13 protein-coding genes are annotated in these 15223 nt (G+C 58.8%); 2 read left to right on the top strand and 11 right to left on the bottom strand.

Going from position 1 to position 15223, the window contains the following annotated elements:
• Positions 1-4 precede the first annotated feature (4 nt).
• From wzyE to trxA, 11 genes are all read right to left on the bottom strand, one after another.
• Positions 5-1345, bottom strand: a complete 1341-nt coding sequence (gene wzyE / locus BS626_RS16115; protein WP_075183409.1) for an ECA oligosaccharide polymerase — start codon at positions 1343-1345, stop codon at positions 5-7.
• The gene (locus BS626_RS16110) at positions 1342-2406 is read right to left on the bottom strand and encodes a TDP-N-acetylfucosamine:lipid II N-acetylfucosaminyltransferase (RefSeq protein ID WP_075183408.1); all 1065 of its coding nucleotides are present in this window, start codon (positions 2404-2406) and stop codon (positions 1342-1344) included. Before BS626_RS16110 ends, wzyE begins: the two co-directional genes overlap by 4 nt.
• Positions 2407-2413: 7 nt before the next feature.
• Positions 2414-3664, bottom strand: a complete 1251-nt coding sequence (gene wzxE / locus BS626_RS16105; RefSeq protein ID WP_075183407.1) for a lipid III flippase WzxE — start codon at positions 3662-3664, stop codon at positions 2414-2416.
• 24 nt (positions 3665-3688) lie between these two features.
• Positions 3689-4828 (bottom strand): dTDP-4-amino-4,6-dideoxygalactose transaminase, encoded by a 1140-nt coding sequence (gene rffA / locus BS626_RS16100; RefSeq protein WP_075183406.1) that lies wholly within the window; start codon positions 4826-4828, stop codon positions 3689-3691.
• Positions 4829-4832: 4 nt separating this feature from the next.
• Positions 4833-5525, bottom strand: a complete 693-nt coding sequence (gene rffC, locus BS626_RS16095) for a dTDP-4-amino-4,6-dideoxy-D-galactose acyltransferase (RefSeq protein ID WP_075183405.1) — start codon at positions 5523-5525, stop codon at positions 4833-4835.
• A gap of 15 nt (positions 5526-5540) precedes the next feature.
• Positions 5541-6803, bottom strand: coding sequence for a UDP-N-acetyl-D-mannosamine dehydrogenase (gene wecC, locus BS626_RS16090; protein ID WP_075183404.1), 1263 nt, complete (start codon positions 6801-6803; stop codon positions 5541-5543).
• On the bottom strand, positions 6800-7930 hold the full coding sequence (gene wecB / locus BS626_RS16085; protein ID WP_075183403.1) for a non-hydrolyzing UDP-N-acetylglucosamine 2-epimerase: 1131 nt from the start codon (positions 7928-7930) through the stop codon (positions 6800-6802). The genes wecC and wecB overlap by 4 nt, the downstream gene beginning before the upstream one ends.
• A 36-nt stretch (positions 7931-7966) precedes the next feature.
• On the bottom strand, positions 7967-9022 hold the full coding sequence (gene wzzE / locus BS626_RS16080; protein WP_075183402.1) for an ECA polysaccharide chain length modulation protein: 1056 nt from the start codon (positions 9020-9022) through the stop codon (positions 7967-7969).
• A gap of 19 nt (positions 9023-9041) precedes the next feature.
• Complete coding sequence (gene wecA, locus BS626_RS16075; RefSeq protein WP_075183401.1) at positions 9042-10136, bottom strand: UDP-N-acetylglucosamine--undecaprenyl-phosphate N-acetylglucosaminephosphotransferase; 1095 nt, start codon at positions 10134-10136, stop codon at positions 9042-9044.
• 238 nt (positions 10137-10374) lie between these two features.
• Entirely contained in the window at positions 10375-11634 is a 1260-nt protein-coding gene (gene rho / locus BS626_RS16070; protein ID WP_075183400.1) for a transcription termination factor Rho, read from the bottom strand.
• A gap of 354 nt (positions 11635-11988) precedes the next feature.
• Complete coding sequence (gene trxA, locus BS626_RS16065) at positions 11989-12321, bottom strand: thioredoxin TrxA (RefSeq protein WP_075183399.1); 333 nt, start codon at positions 12319-12321, stop codon at positions 11989-11991.
• Between the two features lie 118 nt (positions 12322-12439).
• Here trxA and rhlB point away from each other — a divergent pair, with 118 nt between their 5' ends.
• Positions 12440-13732, top strand: a complete 1293-nt coding sequence (gene rhlB / locus BS626_RS16060) for an ATP-dependent RNA helicase RhlB (RefSeq protein WP_075183398.1) — start codon at positions 12440-12442, stop codon at positions 13730-13732.
• Positions 13733-13738: 6 nt separating this feature from the next.
• Positions 13739-15223 carry a guanosine-5'-triphosphate,3'-diphosphate diphosphatase gene (gene gppA / locus BS626_RS16055; RefSeq protein WP_075183397.1) on the top strand — a complete coding sequence of 495 codons (1485 nt, stop codon included), beginning with the start codon at positions 13739-13741 and terminating at the stop codon, positions 15221-15223.

The following is a 15223-nucleotide window of genomic DNA, read 5'->3' as shown; positions in this document are numbered from 1 at the left end:
TCCTTTATAATTGCAGCGGCGTGCGCGCGGCGCGGGGGCGAATCACTCCGGCGCGGTCAAGCATCAGGAACAGCAGCTTCGCCACCAGTACGCACAGCCCGTAAATAACGCAGAAAAACACCACCCGCGAAGCGAACGCATCCAGCCCCTCGCGGGCCAGCACAATCATGTTAAATACCGCGCCGAAGCAGAAAGCCTGCAACAGCGCCGATTTATAGCGATTGCTCTCCTGCTGCCCGAGCACATAGAGCCAGTCAAACCATTTAATGATCATCGCCACGGCAACCGCGCCCAGCGGGATAAACCAGATGCCACCCATCACCACCAGTGACCCGATCAGGGTAGGAGAGATAGCCAAACCGGAGTGGTTATTCAGCACCTCCCAGGTGAAGTAGTTGGCGCTGTTAAGGATCGTCCCAGGCTTGTCCGGCCACATCCAACCGGGGATAAACACGTAAAAATCGCGCACAATCGGCGCCAGCCCCTGAAAAACGATCTGATCATAATGTTGCAGCAGCAGCGCCAGATTTTCCCACGGCGAAAACGTATCACGAGTCAGATACAGGAACGTGTAAAACGCTTCAGCCCCGCTGACGTCCAGGTTGTAGCGTCGCAGAGCCAGCCAGAACATGCCCACAACGCCCAGAACGCCGGCGCTACCCAGCATCCACAGCGTGATCCAGCCGCGGCGGATGCCGATAAACAGAAACAGGGCAAACGCGATAATGATATTGGCCCGCGTGCCGCCGACAATCATGTAGGTGAGCAGACCAAAGCCAACGCAGCACACCAGAAAAAAGATCCAGCGACGCACGCTCTCATGCAGAAAGTAGATGATCAGCATGGCCGGAATAAAGAAGTAAAAAAAGCGCTTCAGCGCCACGCCAGAGACTTCACTGGAAAAAATCTGGTTATATGCCGTCAGGCGAAACAGCAGAAAGCCGTTATGCGCGAAGAACACCGCGACGGTAAACAGCGCCACGCCCATTAGCAGCATCCAGCTCAGGTGGGTTTCAATCCGATTCATACTGAACAGCGCACGCGGCGGCCCGGCCTGAGGGGGACGCAGCCGCGTACGATAGCTAACGTAATAGATGCCATAAAAGGCCGTGGCCGCCAGCATCGCCTGCAGCAACCAGGCGCTGGGCACCACCGTCACGTTAAAGTTAAACACCAGCAGGCTGGTTAGCGGAAACCCAAAGAAAAAGGTCAGCAGGTACAGCAGAGAAAAAAACAGATGAAAGCTAAAGCGCACGCGGCGAAATTCACGCCAGGTCAGGGTCAGGATAAAACCAACCGACAGCAGCCACAGCAGCAGCAAGCCCGTAAAGTCCGTCAGACTCATGGTGTCCCCTCCTCCAGTTCAGCCAGCGCCTGCTGCCACCCCTGAATAAAGCCGGGATCGAAGAAGGCGATGCGTGACTTATCCACCTGCGTCAGCTGACGCCGCGCTTCGCCAATCGCTCCAGCATCAAGGGCATCTCCGCTAAACAGCACCGGCAGCCCCTGATCGGCCAGGTCTTGCCAGAACGGATTGCGGCGGCTGAGAACAAACGGCACGTTAGCCTGAATCAGCAGGCAGAGCGTCCCGATACCCTGCTGACGTTCAAAACCGAACCAGCCCAGATCGCAGCCGGCGATCAGCTGAAGATAGTCATTAAATGCGCACTGTTCCGTGATGATCGTCAGCTGTTCTGGCGCAAACCAGCGCGCGGCGGCGTGACGGACCTCAGCGATGTAGCGCGCGTTATTGGCCGGATACCCCATCGGCACGATGACCCGCACCGCCTGACCGAACTGCCGATGAATGGCTTCAAGCGCGGCAATGTGCCGGTTGCTGCGATCGCCGGAGTTGCCCACCAGCACGGTAAGCGTTGTTGTCGGCGCTGCAGAAGCGATCTGCAGATCGGGCTGCATACGCGTTGGAAAATAGAGCCGTGAGGTTGCCACCTGCGGATGACGCTGACGATACCCGGCCAAATCCCCCAGGGTGGCAAAGACGTGGGCAAAACGCCCCTGCGCACGGCGGCGCAGCAGATAGAAGAGCCGAAAGCGCAGGCGACGCGAGTCTTCGTACAGATCGGCACCCCAAATATGCCAGCAGGCTTGTGACGGATGGATCTTTCCGCTAAGCAGCGCCAGCCAGATCGGCGCATTGAACTGGCCATGAAAAAAGAAACGCTGCCGGCGGTCGCGGGCGCGGGCAATCAGCGCCTGCGCCAGCGCCTGCTTACTGGCGTAGACCGCTATCTCGAGGCGGCTGTAGGCCGAAAAGCCGGATGCATCGGCGGCCACCACCATAAAGCGGCGCGGCTGTGCGCGCGGTGCCGCCTCCGCCAGAACGCGGTCAAAAAAGTGCAAAAGGGTATGATTGTGGTGCGGGATATCAGATCCCAAAACATGCATCACGGGATTACGCTCGTCGACAATAAATTAGAAAACCCAGAGAGCACACGGCAAACCAGACGATATAGGTGGCCATATAGGCCTGTGCCGCACCGGTTACGCCGTAAGCCGGGATCAGCCAGCGCGAGAAACCGGTCAGCAGGGCAAATTGCGTCAGCTCCGCCAGCAGATAGTAGCGCAGTGCGGCCCTGGCGATAATCAGGTAGCCAAACACATAGCTGCCCACTTTCAGAACGTCCCCAACCAGCTGCCAGACAAACAGATCGCGCATGGCGGCAAACTGCGGCGTAAACAGCAGCCAAATGGCCACATCGCGCAGCAGCCAGACGCCTAACGCCACCAGTGACACCGCCGGCAGCACAAAGCGCAGCGACCTGAGAACCTCCCGACGGATGGCCGTTTTTTCCTGCAGCCGCGCCAACGTCGGCAGTAGCCAGACGCTGAAGGTGGCGGTAATAAACTGTAGCCAGGCATCAGAAAGCGTCGTCACTCCTTGCCACAGTCCGACCGCCTGCCAGCCCTCCTGAGCGGCCAGCAGGTTACGCATCATCATCCACGCCACCGGCAGCGTCACGGCGGTCATCGCCGCCATCAGGGTAAATTTACTCAGATGCCGCGCAATGTCCGGCTGCCAGCATGGCCGCAGATACCGCAGCGGCAGCGATCCGCGCCGCGCCAGCAGCGCGCCCGCCGGCACCACCAGCAGCGCCGGCACCAGCGCCAGCCCGACCAGCGCACCGGCATAGCCACCCAGCCAGTAACAAACCGCGTAGCCAGCCACGCCGGTCACGCTACCCGCCATGATGGCCAGCGCGTTGCCTTGTGCATCGCGGTAGCCTTTGATTATCGCCAATAGCAGGTTCGCCCAGCCGATGCCCAGCTGCAGCAGAGCCACCGCGCGAATTACCTGCTGATAGCGCTCATCGCCAAACAGCGCGGTACTGATCGGCGCGGCGGCCAACAGAAAGACGCCGGCCAGCAGGATTGAAAAGCCCAGTACCATCGCCGCGGCGGTGCCGGTCACCTGACGTAGGCGATCCGGCTGCTGCTGATACTCGGCGACATACTTCGTCACGCCGTTGAAAATACCAGCACCGGCCAGTACGCCGAGCACGGTAATCAGCTGCCGAAAGTTCCCCGCCAGGCCAAGGCCCTGTGGGCCAAAACTCAGCGCCAGCAGTTTGACCACCACCAGTCCGGCCGCAATTTTGACCAGCGTCGAGCTGGCCGTCCACAGCGAGGCCTTAGCCAGCGACATCAGGCCATCTCCGTACTGCGCCCGTCATCCTGCCTGACCAAAAAAGCTGTGCAGGGAACTGATCACCGTTTTCTGATTGTTATCAGAGAGGTTATAGAACAGCGGCAGCCGCAGCAGCCGCTCACTGTCGGCGGTTGTGACGCGATCGTCACCGTCAAATCGACCAAAGCGCTCGCCGGCCGGCGCGCTGTGCAGCGGAATGTAGTGGAAAACAGCCAGGATCTCCGCTTCCTTCAGCCAGGCAATCAGCGCCGCCCGGGTCGCTTCATCCTGCAGCTTCAGATAAAACATGTGGGCGTTGTGTTCGCACCCTTCAGGAAGGGTGGGCAGGGTCAGCAGGCCGCGGGCCGCCAGCGGAGCCAGCGCGTCATAGTAGCGCTGCCACAGCGTCAGTCGCCGCTGGTTAATGGTCTCCGCCGCCTCCAGCTGCGCCCACAGGTAGGCCGCCTGCAGATCGGCCATCAGATAGCTGGAGCCAATATCACGCCAGGTGTACTTGTCCACCTGCCCGCGAAAGAACTGGCTGCGATTGGTGCCTTTTTCACGAATAATTTCCGCCCGCTCAATCAGCGCGGGATCGTTAATCAGCGTTGCGCCGCCCTCGCCGCCAGCGGTGTAATTCTTGGTTTCGTGAAAGCTGAAGCAGCCAATATGGCCTATGCTGCCCAGCGCCCGTCCTTTCCAGGTGGACATCACGCCCTGTGCGGCGTCTTCGATCACATACAGCTGATATTGCTTCGCCAGCGCCATGATGGCGTCCATATCGCAGGCCACGCCGGCGTAGTGTACCGGCACGATAGCGCGGGTCTTCGCGGTGATTGCCGCTTCAATCCGCGTTTCATCCAGATTCATGGTATCGGGGCGCACGTCAACAAACACGATGGTCGCGCCGCGCAGTACAAAGGCGTTGGCGGTCGACACAAAGGTGTAGCTCGGCATGATCACTTCATCACCCGGCTGGATATCAATCAGGATCGCCGCCATTTCCAGCGAAGCCGTACAGGAGGGAGTAAGCAGCACTTTCTTACTGACAAAGCGCTGCTCCATCCACTGCTGGCAGCGGCGGGTGAAGCCACCGTCGCCGCACAGCTTGCCGCTGCTCATGGCAGATTGCATATACTCGACTTCGGTGCCGACCACCGGCGGGGCGTTAAATGGGATCATCTGATTACCTGTAAAACCAGTAAGCGGTGCGTTCAAGGGTAGCGCCGCAGCGCAGATAAAGCCGCAGCGCCGGCAGATTAGCCAGCTGGGTAGCCACGCGCAGCTGATCAATGCCGCGGGTCAGGCACCAGTCCTGCGCCGCCGTCAGCAAACGGGTCGCCACGCCTTTTCCCTGATGGCCCTCAAGCGTAGCCAGCAGACCGATGCGCCCAGCCTGCGGGCCGGTTTCCCGCAGGGAGACAAACCCCTGTAGGTCGCCGTGTGCATCTATCGCCAACAGGCAAAGATGGTCAAACGTGCCGTGCACGGCATTGTCGATCCACTGGGCGTAAAAGCGGGCGCTGGCATCCGCGGCAAACCAGGGCGCGCGGAAGCGGCTGTGGGAGAATGCCGCTGCCGCAGCCTCGCGCAGCGCCGGAATCTGCGCGGTCCGCGCCACGCGGATCCCCGCTGGGCGCTCAGCGACCGACGGCCTGAGCAGCAGCTCGGCCTCGCCCTCTACCAGCCGAAAGCCCAGCGCGCTCAGGGCATCAATGTCAGCGGTCTGGCTCGCGTCCCGTTTCGCCTGCACCAGCGGCCAGGCGTCCAGCGCCGCCACGCTAAGCGTCTGCGTAGGATCGCTATCCAACCGGGCGGTGCGCCGTTGAAAAAACTCACTCTCCCACGCCAGCGGCGTCAGGGTTCCGGTCAGCGCCATCTCAACACTCCTGCCTCATCGCCACACCCCTTTGGTGTCGACGATCCACGACTGCGTGACAGCGGCCGGCGATACCGCGCGAAACTCACGGTGATCCACCAGCATTACCAGCACGTCCGCCTGCGCCAGCGCCTGTTGCAGACTGACCAGCGTCGCCGTGCTCGCCAGCGCGTCAGGAAGTCGGGTGACATTCGGTTCAACCACCAGCGTGGTACCGGCGTGCCAGTCGGCGATCAGCTGCGTCACCTGCATCGCCGGACTCTCCCGCAAATCGTCAATATTGGGTTTGAATGCCAGGCCAAAGCAGGCCACGGTGAGTTCGCTGGCTCGCTTATTACTGCGGGTCAGGCTCTCCGCTACGCTGGCTTTCACCTGCTCCAGTACCCAGTGCGGCTTGGCGTCATTCACTTCCCGAGCCGTGCGGATCAGCCGCGCCTGCTGCGGGTTCTGCGCCACAATAAACCACGGATCGACCGCGATGCAGTGGCCGCCAACGCCCGGCCCCGGCTGCAGGATGTTGACGCGCGGATGGCGATTGGCCAGCGCAATCAGCTCCCACACGTTGATCTGCTGATCCGCGCAAATCAGCGACAGCTCATTAGCAAAAGCGATATTGACGTCGCGAAAGCTGTTCTCAGTCAGCTTGCACAGTTCGGCGGTGCGCGCGTTGGTTTCCACGCACTCGCCTTCCAGAAACAGATTATACAGCGCGCTGGCGCGTGCCGAGCATCCCGGCGTCATGCCACCGATTACCCGATCATTTTTCACCAGCTCATCCATCACCTGACCGGGCAACACCCGCTCAGGGCAGTAAGCGATGGCAACATCCGCCTCGTCGCCCGCCTGCTGCGGAAAACGCAGATCGGGCCGGGCCGCAGCCAGCCAGGCTGCCAGCTGTTCGGTAGTGCCCACCGGCGACGTTGACTCCAGCACCACCAGATTGCCTGGCTGCAGCACCGGCGCAATCGCCAGTGCCGCCGCCTGCACATAGCGCAGATCCGGCTGGTGATCGTCCTGAAACGGCGTCGGTACGGCAATCAGGAAGGCGTCCGCCGCCTCCGGCTGGGTGGTCGCGCGCAGATAGCCGTCGGCGACCGCGGTCTTCACCACCCCGGCCAGACCGGGTTCAACAATATGAATTTCACCGCGGTTGATGGTCTCCACCGCGCGTTCATTGATATCCACGCCGATCACCGTCTTCTGACGGGAGGCAAAAATTGCGGCGGTGGGCAGGCCAATGTAGCCCAAACCCACCACGGACAGGGTATTAAAAGTCATAGCGTGATCCGATTATTTTTCAGCGCCTGCACAATGCGTTCACAGGAGCGCCCGTCGCCGTAGGGATTGTGCGCCCGGCTCATGGTTTCCCAGGCATCGTCGTCGGTAAGTAGCGTCGTCACCGCCGCCACGATCCTGTTGACATCGGTACCGACCAGCTGAACTGTCCCGGCCTCAACCGCTTCCGGCCGCTCGGTGGTTTCGCGCATCACCAGCACCGGTTTGCCGAGCGACGGAGCTTCTTCCTGAATGCCGCCCGAGTCAGTGAGGATAAGCCAGGCATGATGCATTAAATAGACGAACGGCAGGTACTCCTGCGGCTCAATCAGAATGATATTTTCGATACCCTGCAGTATGCGGTTGACCGGTTCGCTCACGTTAGGATTGAGGTGCACCGGATAGACAATCTGCACCTCCGGATGCTGGCGCGCAATGTCAGCCAGCGCGCTGCAGATGCGTTCGAACCCCTCGCCAAAACTTTCCCGACGGTGGCCGGTGACCAGAATCATCTTTTTGCTTTCGCACAGGAATGGATAACGACCAGCCAGCGACTGACGCAGTGCCGCATCGGTCAGCACCCGATCCCGCACCCAAAACAGCGCATCTATCACCGTATTACCGGTGACAAACAGGCGATCTGCGGGCAGATTTTCCCGCAGCAGATTCTGTCTGGCGCGTTCGGTGGGTGGGAAGTGCCAGGAGGCAAGGCGCCCGGTCAGCGTGCGGTTGGCTTCTTCCGGCCAGGGCGAGTAGAGATCGCCCGTACGCAGGCCCGCCTCGACGTGCCCAACGGGAATGCGATGATAAAAAGCCGCCAGACTGGCGGCAAACGTGGTTGTGGTATCGCCATGCACCAGCACCACATCGGGTCGAAACGCGTCAAAAACGCCTTTCAGTCCCTCGAGGATCCGGGCAGTAATCTCCGTCAGCCCCTGCCCGGGACGCATAATGTTCAGGTCATAATCCGGTACGATCGCAAACAAACGCAGCACCTGATCGAGCATTTCGCGATGCTGCGCCGTGACGCACAGCCGCGCGTCGATGTCCGGGTCGTTTGACAGCGCATGCACCAACGGGGCCATCTTGATGGCCTCCGGGCGCGTGCCAAACACTGTTAATACTTTCACTCTTGCTCTCTTTTGTTGGTAGCGTCAGTAACATCGTCAGCCGCGTGAACGACGAAGCAACGCCACGCCCGCACCGACCAGTGCGCCCATGGCTCCCCAGAGAACCATCAAGAACGCGCGGCGGGGGCTATCGCGTTTTACCGGCTCTTCAGGCGTTCTTAAATAGCGATAGCTCTGAAATTTTTCATCCAGCGTTGGGCCATGACGTAATGTGCTGAGCATCGCGCGATTTTGATAGTAATCCAGGCCGTAATCCGGACCGCTGGCGCGCAGATTTTCCAGCCGCGCCTGCAGTAGCGGACGACCTAACTGAAACATTTCCGATTCCGGCAGCTGCTCGGTCGGCGTTGCCGTTCTGGCCTGCTCGATCCCCTGCTGCTGAGCGATCTTCAGCGCTTCCTGCACGCTATTAATCTGACGATCGTAAATCGCTTTGGCCACCGCCTCCTGCCGCTCAACCTGAGCCTGCAGCTGTGCAGTGCGTGCACGCCAGGCGCCCTGCAGCTCGTCGTTGAGGTGGCGTGCCGCTCGCTCACTGGCAAAGGCGACGTACTGACGCAGCAAATTATTGGCGTCCGCCGCCGTTTCCGCGGTCAACCGCACGTTATCACTCAGATTGCGCGCGGTGTCCGCCGGGGTGTACTGGATGTTATTGATCATATCATCCAGCAAAGCGGCATCATTGCGCGCATTGCCGCTGCGGCGGGCCTTAAAGTAATCGGTCTGCTGCCAAAACTCGCGGCGAGTGTCCCATGAGGAGAGCTGCATGACAAATTCTTGCCATGCCTCCTCCATCGCTGAGGGCTCGGGCGTAGCGGCCAGCGCCGGCGCATTTCGCGCATCCAGATTGCGCAGGAACTGCTGCTGAGCATAAAAATGCCCCAGTTGGTTGACCGTGGGCTTATCGGTAATAGCGGTCGCACTCCACTCCTGCTTTACCAGCAGCGACCAGACAAATACCACCAGTGCAAACAGCAGCGCGGTCGCAATTATCCACAGTTTACCACGCCAGAGGGCGCAGCAGAGTGAACGCACATCCAGTTCATTTTCAACATTGCCCGATGGGCTTAATGGGGCTGACTCATTTTTCATCACGTGGCATCCTGATTAATCACTCTGCATTCCTGGCGCTGCTGTTGCGCATCCGGCGCTTAAGGCGCTTGATAAAACGCGCCACGCGCCAGGCGCGCTTGATGCAGTAGCCGTAGAGCATAAAGGCCAATAAAAACAGTACCAGCATCACCCATTCGGGGATAAAGGAGAGGTATTCGCCCAATACCCCGACACCAGCCAGCAGCGCGGCGGCAAGGGTAATCAGGACAAAAGCCTGACCGGAGGTGAATCCGGCGCGCATAATCAAATGGTGAATGTGCTGGCGATCGGCGGAAAACGGGCTCATCCCTTTGCGCAGGCGCCGGTACATGATGGCCACCATGTCCATGAGCGGAATGGCGATCAGCCACAGCGCGGATACCGGGGTGATCGGATGGCGAACCCCTTGGGTGGTTTCCAGCAGGATCCAGATGATGGTGAAGCCAATCAGGGTGCTACCGGCATCGCCCATAAACACCTTGTAACGACGGCCAAAGACGCCGAGGTTGAGCAGAATGTAGGGGATAATCGCCACGATCATGGCGAAACACCACATGGCCAGGCTCTCCTGCCCGTCGAAATAGAGAATGATCCCCATCGCCGCAAAGGTGACGCAGGAGAGTCCCCCCAGCAGGCCATCAATGCCGTCAACCATATTAAACGCGTTGATTGCCGCCCAGACGGCAAACAGCGTCAGCACATAACCAAACGGGCCTACCACCAGTTCCCAGGAGCCAAAGATATGCCCCAGGCTCAGCAGATACAGCTTACCGTACACCATCATCGCAATGGCAATCAGTGCCTGCACGGTAGCGCGAATTTTCACGCTGATATCAAAGCGATCGTCCAATGCACCGACCAACACCAGTACGCCAGCGCAGGCCAGATACAGCAGGGCATGAGGAATATAGTAATTGGTGATGAGAAAGGTAAAGCAGATCCCGGCATAGACCGAAATTCCGCCAACCAGCGGGATCACGCCCTGATGGCGTTTGCGGTAGTTAGGTTTATCCACCAGGCCAATTTTCTTCGCCACTTTGCGGGCGAAAAACAGGAACACCAGCGAAAAAAGAAAAATCGACGCCAGCTCGGTACTCATTGTGAGTAAGTTCACATTAACAGCTCTCAACAAAGAAACTCTGGAGAATTAAGCAATTGTCATGCCTGCGATGGCCCGGGCCTGGTACAACTGTTCCATTCCCATCGTGCGATATAATTCGCTTTTCCTGTCATATCGTATAGGGCGATAACAAAAAACGCCACGTTTCAACGTGGCGTTAATTGAGTTTTTCTTTGATTTCTGCGCGGTCTGACAGAGCAGCAAGCGCTCAAACCGCGACGGGCGGCCCGCGTTACGAGCGCTTCATCATGTCAAAGAATTCGTCGTTGGTTTTGGTCATCGCCAGCTTGTTGATGAGGAACTCCATCGCATCGATCTCGCCCATTGGATGGATGATTTTGCGCAGGATCCACATCTTCTGCAGCTCTTCCTGAGAGGTAAGCAGCTCTTCTTTACGCGTACCGGAGCGGTTGTAATCGATCGCCGGGAACACGCGCTTCTCAGCGATTTTACGCGACAGGTGCAGCTCCATGTTGCCTGTACCTTTAAACTCTTCGTAAATCACTTCGTCCATCTTCGACCCGGTATCGACCAGCGCCGTCGCGATGATGGTCAGGCTGCCGCCTTCTTCCACGTTACGCGCCGCACCAAAGAAGCGCTTCGGGCGGTGCAGGGCGTTTGCATCCACACCCCCGGTCAGCACCTTGCCGGACGCCGGGACGACGGTGTTGTAGGCGCGCGCCAGACGAGTAATGGAGTCCAGCAGGATGATCACGTCTTTTTTATGCTCAACCAGGCGTTTGGCCTTCTCGATCACCATTTCGGCGACCTGAACGTGGCGGGATGCAGGTTCGTCAAAGGTTGAAGCAATGACTTCACCCTTCACCAGGCGCTGCATCTCGGTCACTTCTTCCGGACGCTCATCGATCAGCAGTACCATCAGTACGCAGTCAGGATGGTTGTAAGCGATGCTCTGCGCGATATTCTGCAGCAGCATGGTCTTACCGGCTTTCGGCGGTGCCACAATCAGACCGCGCTGACCGCGACCGATCGGTGATGCCAGATCCAGCACGCGCGCGGTCAGATCTTCGGTTGAACCGTTGCCGCGCTCCATGCGCAGGCGGGAATTGGCGTGCAGCGGCGTTAAGTTTTCAAACAGAATTTTGCTGCGGGCGTTTTCCGGCTTGTCATAGTTAACTTCGTTAACTTTCAGCAGCGCGAAATAACGCTCACCCTCTTTCGGTGGGCGAATTTTGCCTGAAATGGTGTCACCGGTGCGGAGGTTAAAGCGTCGAATCTGGCTGGGGGAAACGTAGATGTCATCGGGGCCGGCGAGGTAGGAGCTGTCTCCTGAGCGGAGGAATCCAAATCCATCCTGCAATATCTCAAGCACGCCGTCGCCGAAAATATCTTCGCCACTTTTCGCGTGTTGCTTGAGGATGGCAAAGATAATGTCCTGTTTGCGCATGCGCGCCAGGTTTTCCAGCCCCATATTCTCGCCGAGAGTAATCAGATCAGAAACCGGCGTATTCTTTAGTTCGGTAAGATTCATAGTGGTGGGTTCTTAAACTCGGGGTAAATCTCGAAGTTTGTCGTGAATGGTATGGCAGGAACTTCCATGCCTGTTAATGGCCTTGTCAACCCTTGTCCATGCCATAAGCTCCGGGGAAGACATGGAGATCTGACACGAGAGGACGCCTGGAACAAGATGCCTGAAAACGTTGACGTTAACCGTCAGGTTGCTAAAACCGCGCGTACCGTAGACAGATACAGGCTCAGAATTAACAAGAGATGCTTAGATGCTAATACCAGATAAGTTCATATTGCAGTAAACGTAAACTAGCACGCCTGAAGCAGGGCGTCCAGCGGTCTGCAGAAAAATTCGGCCGCCGGCGCCCAAACGAGCTTAATCGAGGTTAGCCGTCAGGAAGTCTTTCAGCTGCCCCTTCGACAACGCGCCCACTTTCGTGGCAACCACTTCACCGTTTTTGAACAGCAGCAGCGTCGGGATACCGCGAATGCCGTACTTCGGTGCGGTGGCCGGGTTTTCATCAATGTTCAGCTTCGCAATGGTCAGCTTACCGTCAAACTCTTCGGCGATTTCGTCGAGGATCGGCGCGATCATTTTGCACGGCCCACACCACTCAGCCCAGAAGTCTACCAGCGTAACACCGTCCGCCTTCAGGACGTCGTTTTCGAAGCTGCCATCGGTCAGATGAACAATTTTTTCGCTGCTCATGTCTTACTCCACAAGATTATGCTGGTCAGATTGGCGTAAATTTTACCAACCATGGTTGACTTTATTTCAACGGATACGCTTTCGTAAAGCAATACTATGCTGATATTCTACCACCACTATGAGCAAAACACACTTAACCGAACAGAAGTTTTCCGACTTCGCCCTGCACCCAAAAGTAGTAGAAGCCCTTGAAAAGAAAGGGTTTCATAACTGCACGCCAATTCAGGCACTGGCATTGCCGTTGACCCTTGCGGGTCGCGATGTCGCGGGGCAGGCGCAAACCGGTACCGGCAAAACGATGGCGTTTTTAACGTCAACGTTTCATCATCTTCTTTCTCATCCTGCGGCAGAAGGCCGTCAGGTGAACCAGCCCCGCGCCGTCATCCTGGCGCCAACGCGCGAACTGGCGGTGCAGATCCACGCTGATGCCGAACCGCTGGCGGACGCTACCGGCCTGAAAATTGGGTTGGCCTACGGCGGCGACGGCTACGACAAACAGCTCAAAGTGCTGGAGAGCGGCGTGGATATCCTGATCGGGACCACCGGCCGTACAATCGATTACACCAAACAGAACCATATTAACCTGGGCGCGATCCAGGTCGTGGTGCTGGATGAAGCTGACCGCATGTTTGACCTCGGCTTCATCAAAGACATTCGCTGGCTGTTCCGCCGCATGCCTGCGGCGACGCAGCGCCTGAATATGCTGTTCTCCGCGACGCTCTCCTGGCGCGTGCGTGAACTGGCGTTTGAAAACATGAACAATGCGGAATACGTTGAAGTTGAGCCGGAGCAGCGCACCGGACACCGCATCAAAGAAGAGCTGTTTTATCCTTCCAATGAAGAGAAAATGCGCCTGCTGCAGACGCTGATCGAGGAAGAGTGGCCGGATCGCGCGATCATTTTCGCTAATACTAAGCACCGCTGCGAGGACATCTGGGGCCATCTGGCTGCCGATGGGCATCGCGTGGGCCTGCTAACCGGTGACGTACCGCAAAAGAAACGCCTGCGTATTCTGGATGACTTTACCAAAGGCGATCTGGATATCCTGGTGGCCACCGATGTGGCGGCACGCGGACTGCATATCCCCGCGGTGACCCACGTCTTTAACTATGATCTGCCTGACGATCGGGAAGACTACGTACACCGTATCGGGCGTACCGGTCGCGCCGGAGCCAATGGACACTCTATCAGCCTCGCTTGTGAAGAGTATGCGCTGAACCTGCCGGCGATCGAGGAGTACATCGGCCACAGCATTCCGGTGAGCAAATACAACAGCGACGCGCTGATGACCGACTTACCGCCACCGAAGCGCCTGAGCCGTCCGCGCAGCGGAAATGGACCGCGCCGCAGTGGTAACGCACCGCGCCGCAGTGGCGCTCCGCGTAATAACCATCGTAAACGTTCGAGTTAAATAGCCATGCTAAGCGCGTCGTCCCTTTACGCTGCCATCGATTTGGGGTCTAACAGTTTTCACATGTTGGTGGTGCGTGAAGTGGCCGGCTCCATTCAGACCGTGACGCGTATCAAGCGCAAAGTTCGCCTGGCGGCCGGTCTGGATAGCCAGCATCGGCTGTCAGACGAGGCAATGGCGCGCGGCTGGCAGTGTCTGCGCCTGTTTTCCGAGCAGCTGCGCGATATCCCTGCCGATCACATCAGCGTGGTGGCGACGGCCACCCTGCGGCTGGCCACCAACGCCGATCGCTTTTTACAGCAGGCCGGCGACATTCTCGGCTGTCCGGTCAACGTGATCAGCGGCGAAGAGGAAGCGCGCCTGATTTATCAGGGCGTGGCGCACACTACCGGTGGCTCGGATCGGCGTCTGGTGGTCGACATCGGCGGCGGATCGACAGAACTGGTGACCGGCAATGGCGCCCACGCCACCGCCCTGTTCAGCCTGTCGATGGGCTGCGTCACCTGGCTGGAGCGCTACTTCACCGACCGCCACCTCGGCGAAGAGAATTTTGCTCACGCCGAGCAGGCCGCGCGCGACATCATTCGCCCGGTAGCCGAACGCCTGCGCGAGCAGGGTTGGGAAGTCTGTGTCGGTGCCTCAGGCACCGTGCAGGCGCTGCAGGAAATCATGATGGCGCAGGGAATGGATGAGCGGATCACCCTGAGCAAACTGCAGCAGCTGCGTCAGCGGGCGATTCAGTGTGGCAAACTGGAAGAGCTGGAAATTGAAGGCCTGACGCTTGAACGAGCGCTGGTCTTCCCCAGTGGCCTGTCGATTCTGATCGCCATTTTCACCGAACTGCACATCGACAGTATGACGCTGGCCGGCGGCGCGCTGCGCGAAGGGCTGGTCTATGGCATGCTGCATCTGCCCATCGACCGCGATATCCGCACCCGCACCCTGCACAATATTCAGCGCCGTTTTACGCTGGATAGGCAGCAGGCAGAGCGGGTGCGCGAATTAGCCTGCAGCTTTTTTCGTCAGGTCAGCAGCAGCTGGCAGCTTGACGCGCACTGCCGCGAGCTGCTGGAAAGCGCCTGTCTGATTCATGAAATTGGCCTGAGCGTCGATTTCCGCCGCGCGCCCCAGCACGCAGCTTATCTGGTCCACCATCTCGATCTGCCCGGGTTTACCCCGGCGCAAAAAACGCTGCTGGCCGCGCTGTTGCACAACCAGAGCCAGGCCATCGATCTGGCGTTACTGAGTCAGCAAAACGCGCTGCCGCCGCGGCTGGCCGAACGCCTCTGCCGACTGCTGCGCTTGGCCATCATCTTTGCCAGCCGCCGGGTCGATGACGCCCTGCCCGCCGTTCGTATTCAGGCGCAGGATGACGCCCTGACCCTGAGGCTTCCGGAAAACTGGCTGGCGGCGCATCCGCTGCGCGCCGAGCTGCTTGAGCAGGAGTGCCACTGGCAGAGCTATGCGCACTGGACGCTAACCCTGCACTGA

The sequence above is a fragment of the Pantoea sp. 1.19 genome, assembly GCF_001922585.1.
GTDB lineage: Bacteria > Pseudomonadota > Gammaproteobacteria > Enterobacterales > Enterobacteriaceae > 1-19.
Note: the sequence above shows the minus strand (reverse complement) of the source record. Positions and strands in the feature narration are given on the sequence as shown.

Bases quoted from the DNA above. Each gene is read 5' to 3' on its own strand.
- wzyE (WP_075183409.1), bottom strand. From the start codon at position 1,345: ATGAGTCTGACGGACTTTACGGGCTTGCTGCTGCTGTGGCTGCTGTCG.
- BS626_RS16110 (WP_075183408.1), bottom strand. From the start codon at position 2,406: ATGCATGTTTTGGGATCTGATATCCCGCACCACAATCATACCCTTTTG.
- wzxE (WP_075183407.1), bottom strand. From the start codon at position 3,664: ATGTCGCTGGCTAAGGCCTCGCTGTGGACGGCCAGCTCGACGCTGGTC.
- rffA (WP_075183406.1), bottom strand. From the start codon at position 4,828: ATGATCCCATTTAACGCCCCGCCGGTGGTCGGCACCGAAGTCGAGTAT.
- rffC (WP_075183405.1), bottom strand. From the start codon at position 5,525: ATGGCGCTGACCGGAACCCTGACGCCGCTGGCGTGGGAGAGTGAGTTT.
- wecC (WP_075183404.1), bottom strand. From the start codon at position 6,803: ATGACTTTTAATACCCTGTCCGTGGTGGGTTTGGGCTACATTGGCCTG.
- wzzE (WP_075183402.1), bottom strand. From the start codon at position 9,022: ATGAAAAATGAGTCAGCCCCATTAAGCCCATCGGGCAATGTTGAAAAT.
- rho (WP_075183400.1), bottom strand. From the start codon at position 11,634: ATGAATCTTACCGAACTAAAGAATACGCCGGTTTCTGATCTGATTACT.
- trxA (WP_075183399.1), bottom strand. From the start codon at position 12,321: ATGAGCAGCGAAAAAATTGTTCATCTGACCGATGGCAGCTTCGAAAAC.
- rhlB (WP_075183398.1), top strand. From the start codon at position 12,440: ATGAGCAAAACACACTTAACCGAACAGAAGTTTTCCGACTTCGCCCTG.
- gppA (WP_075183397.1), top strand. From the start codon at position 13,739: ATGCTAAGCGCGTCGTCCCTTTACGCTGCCATCGATTTGGGGTCTAAC.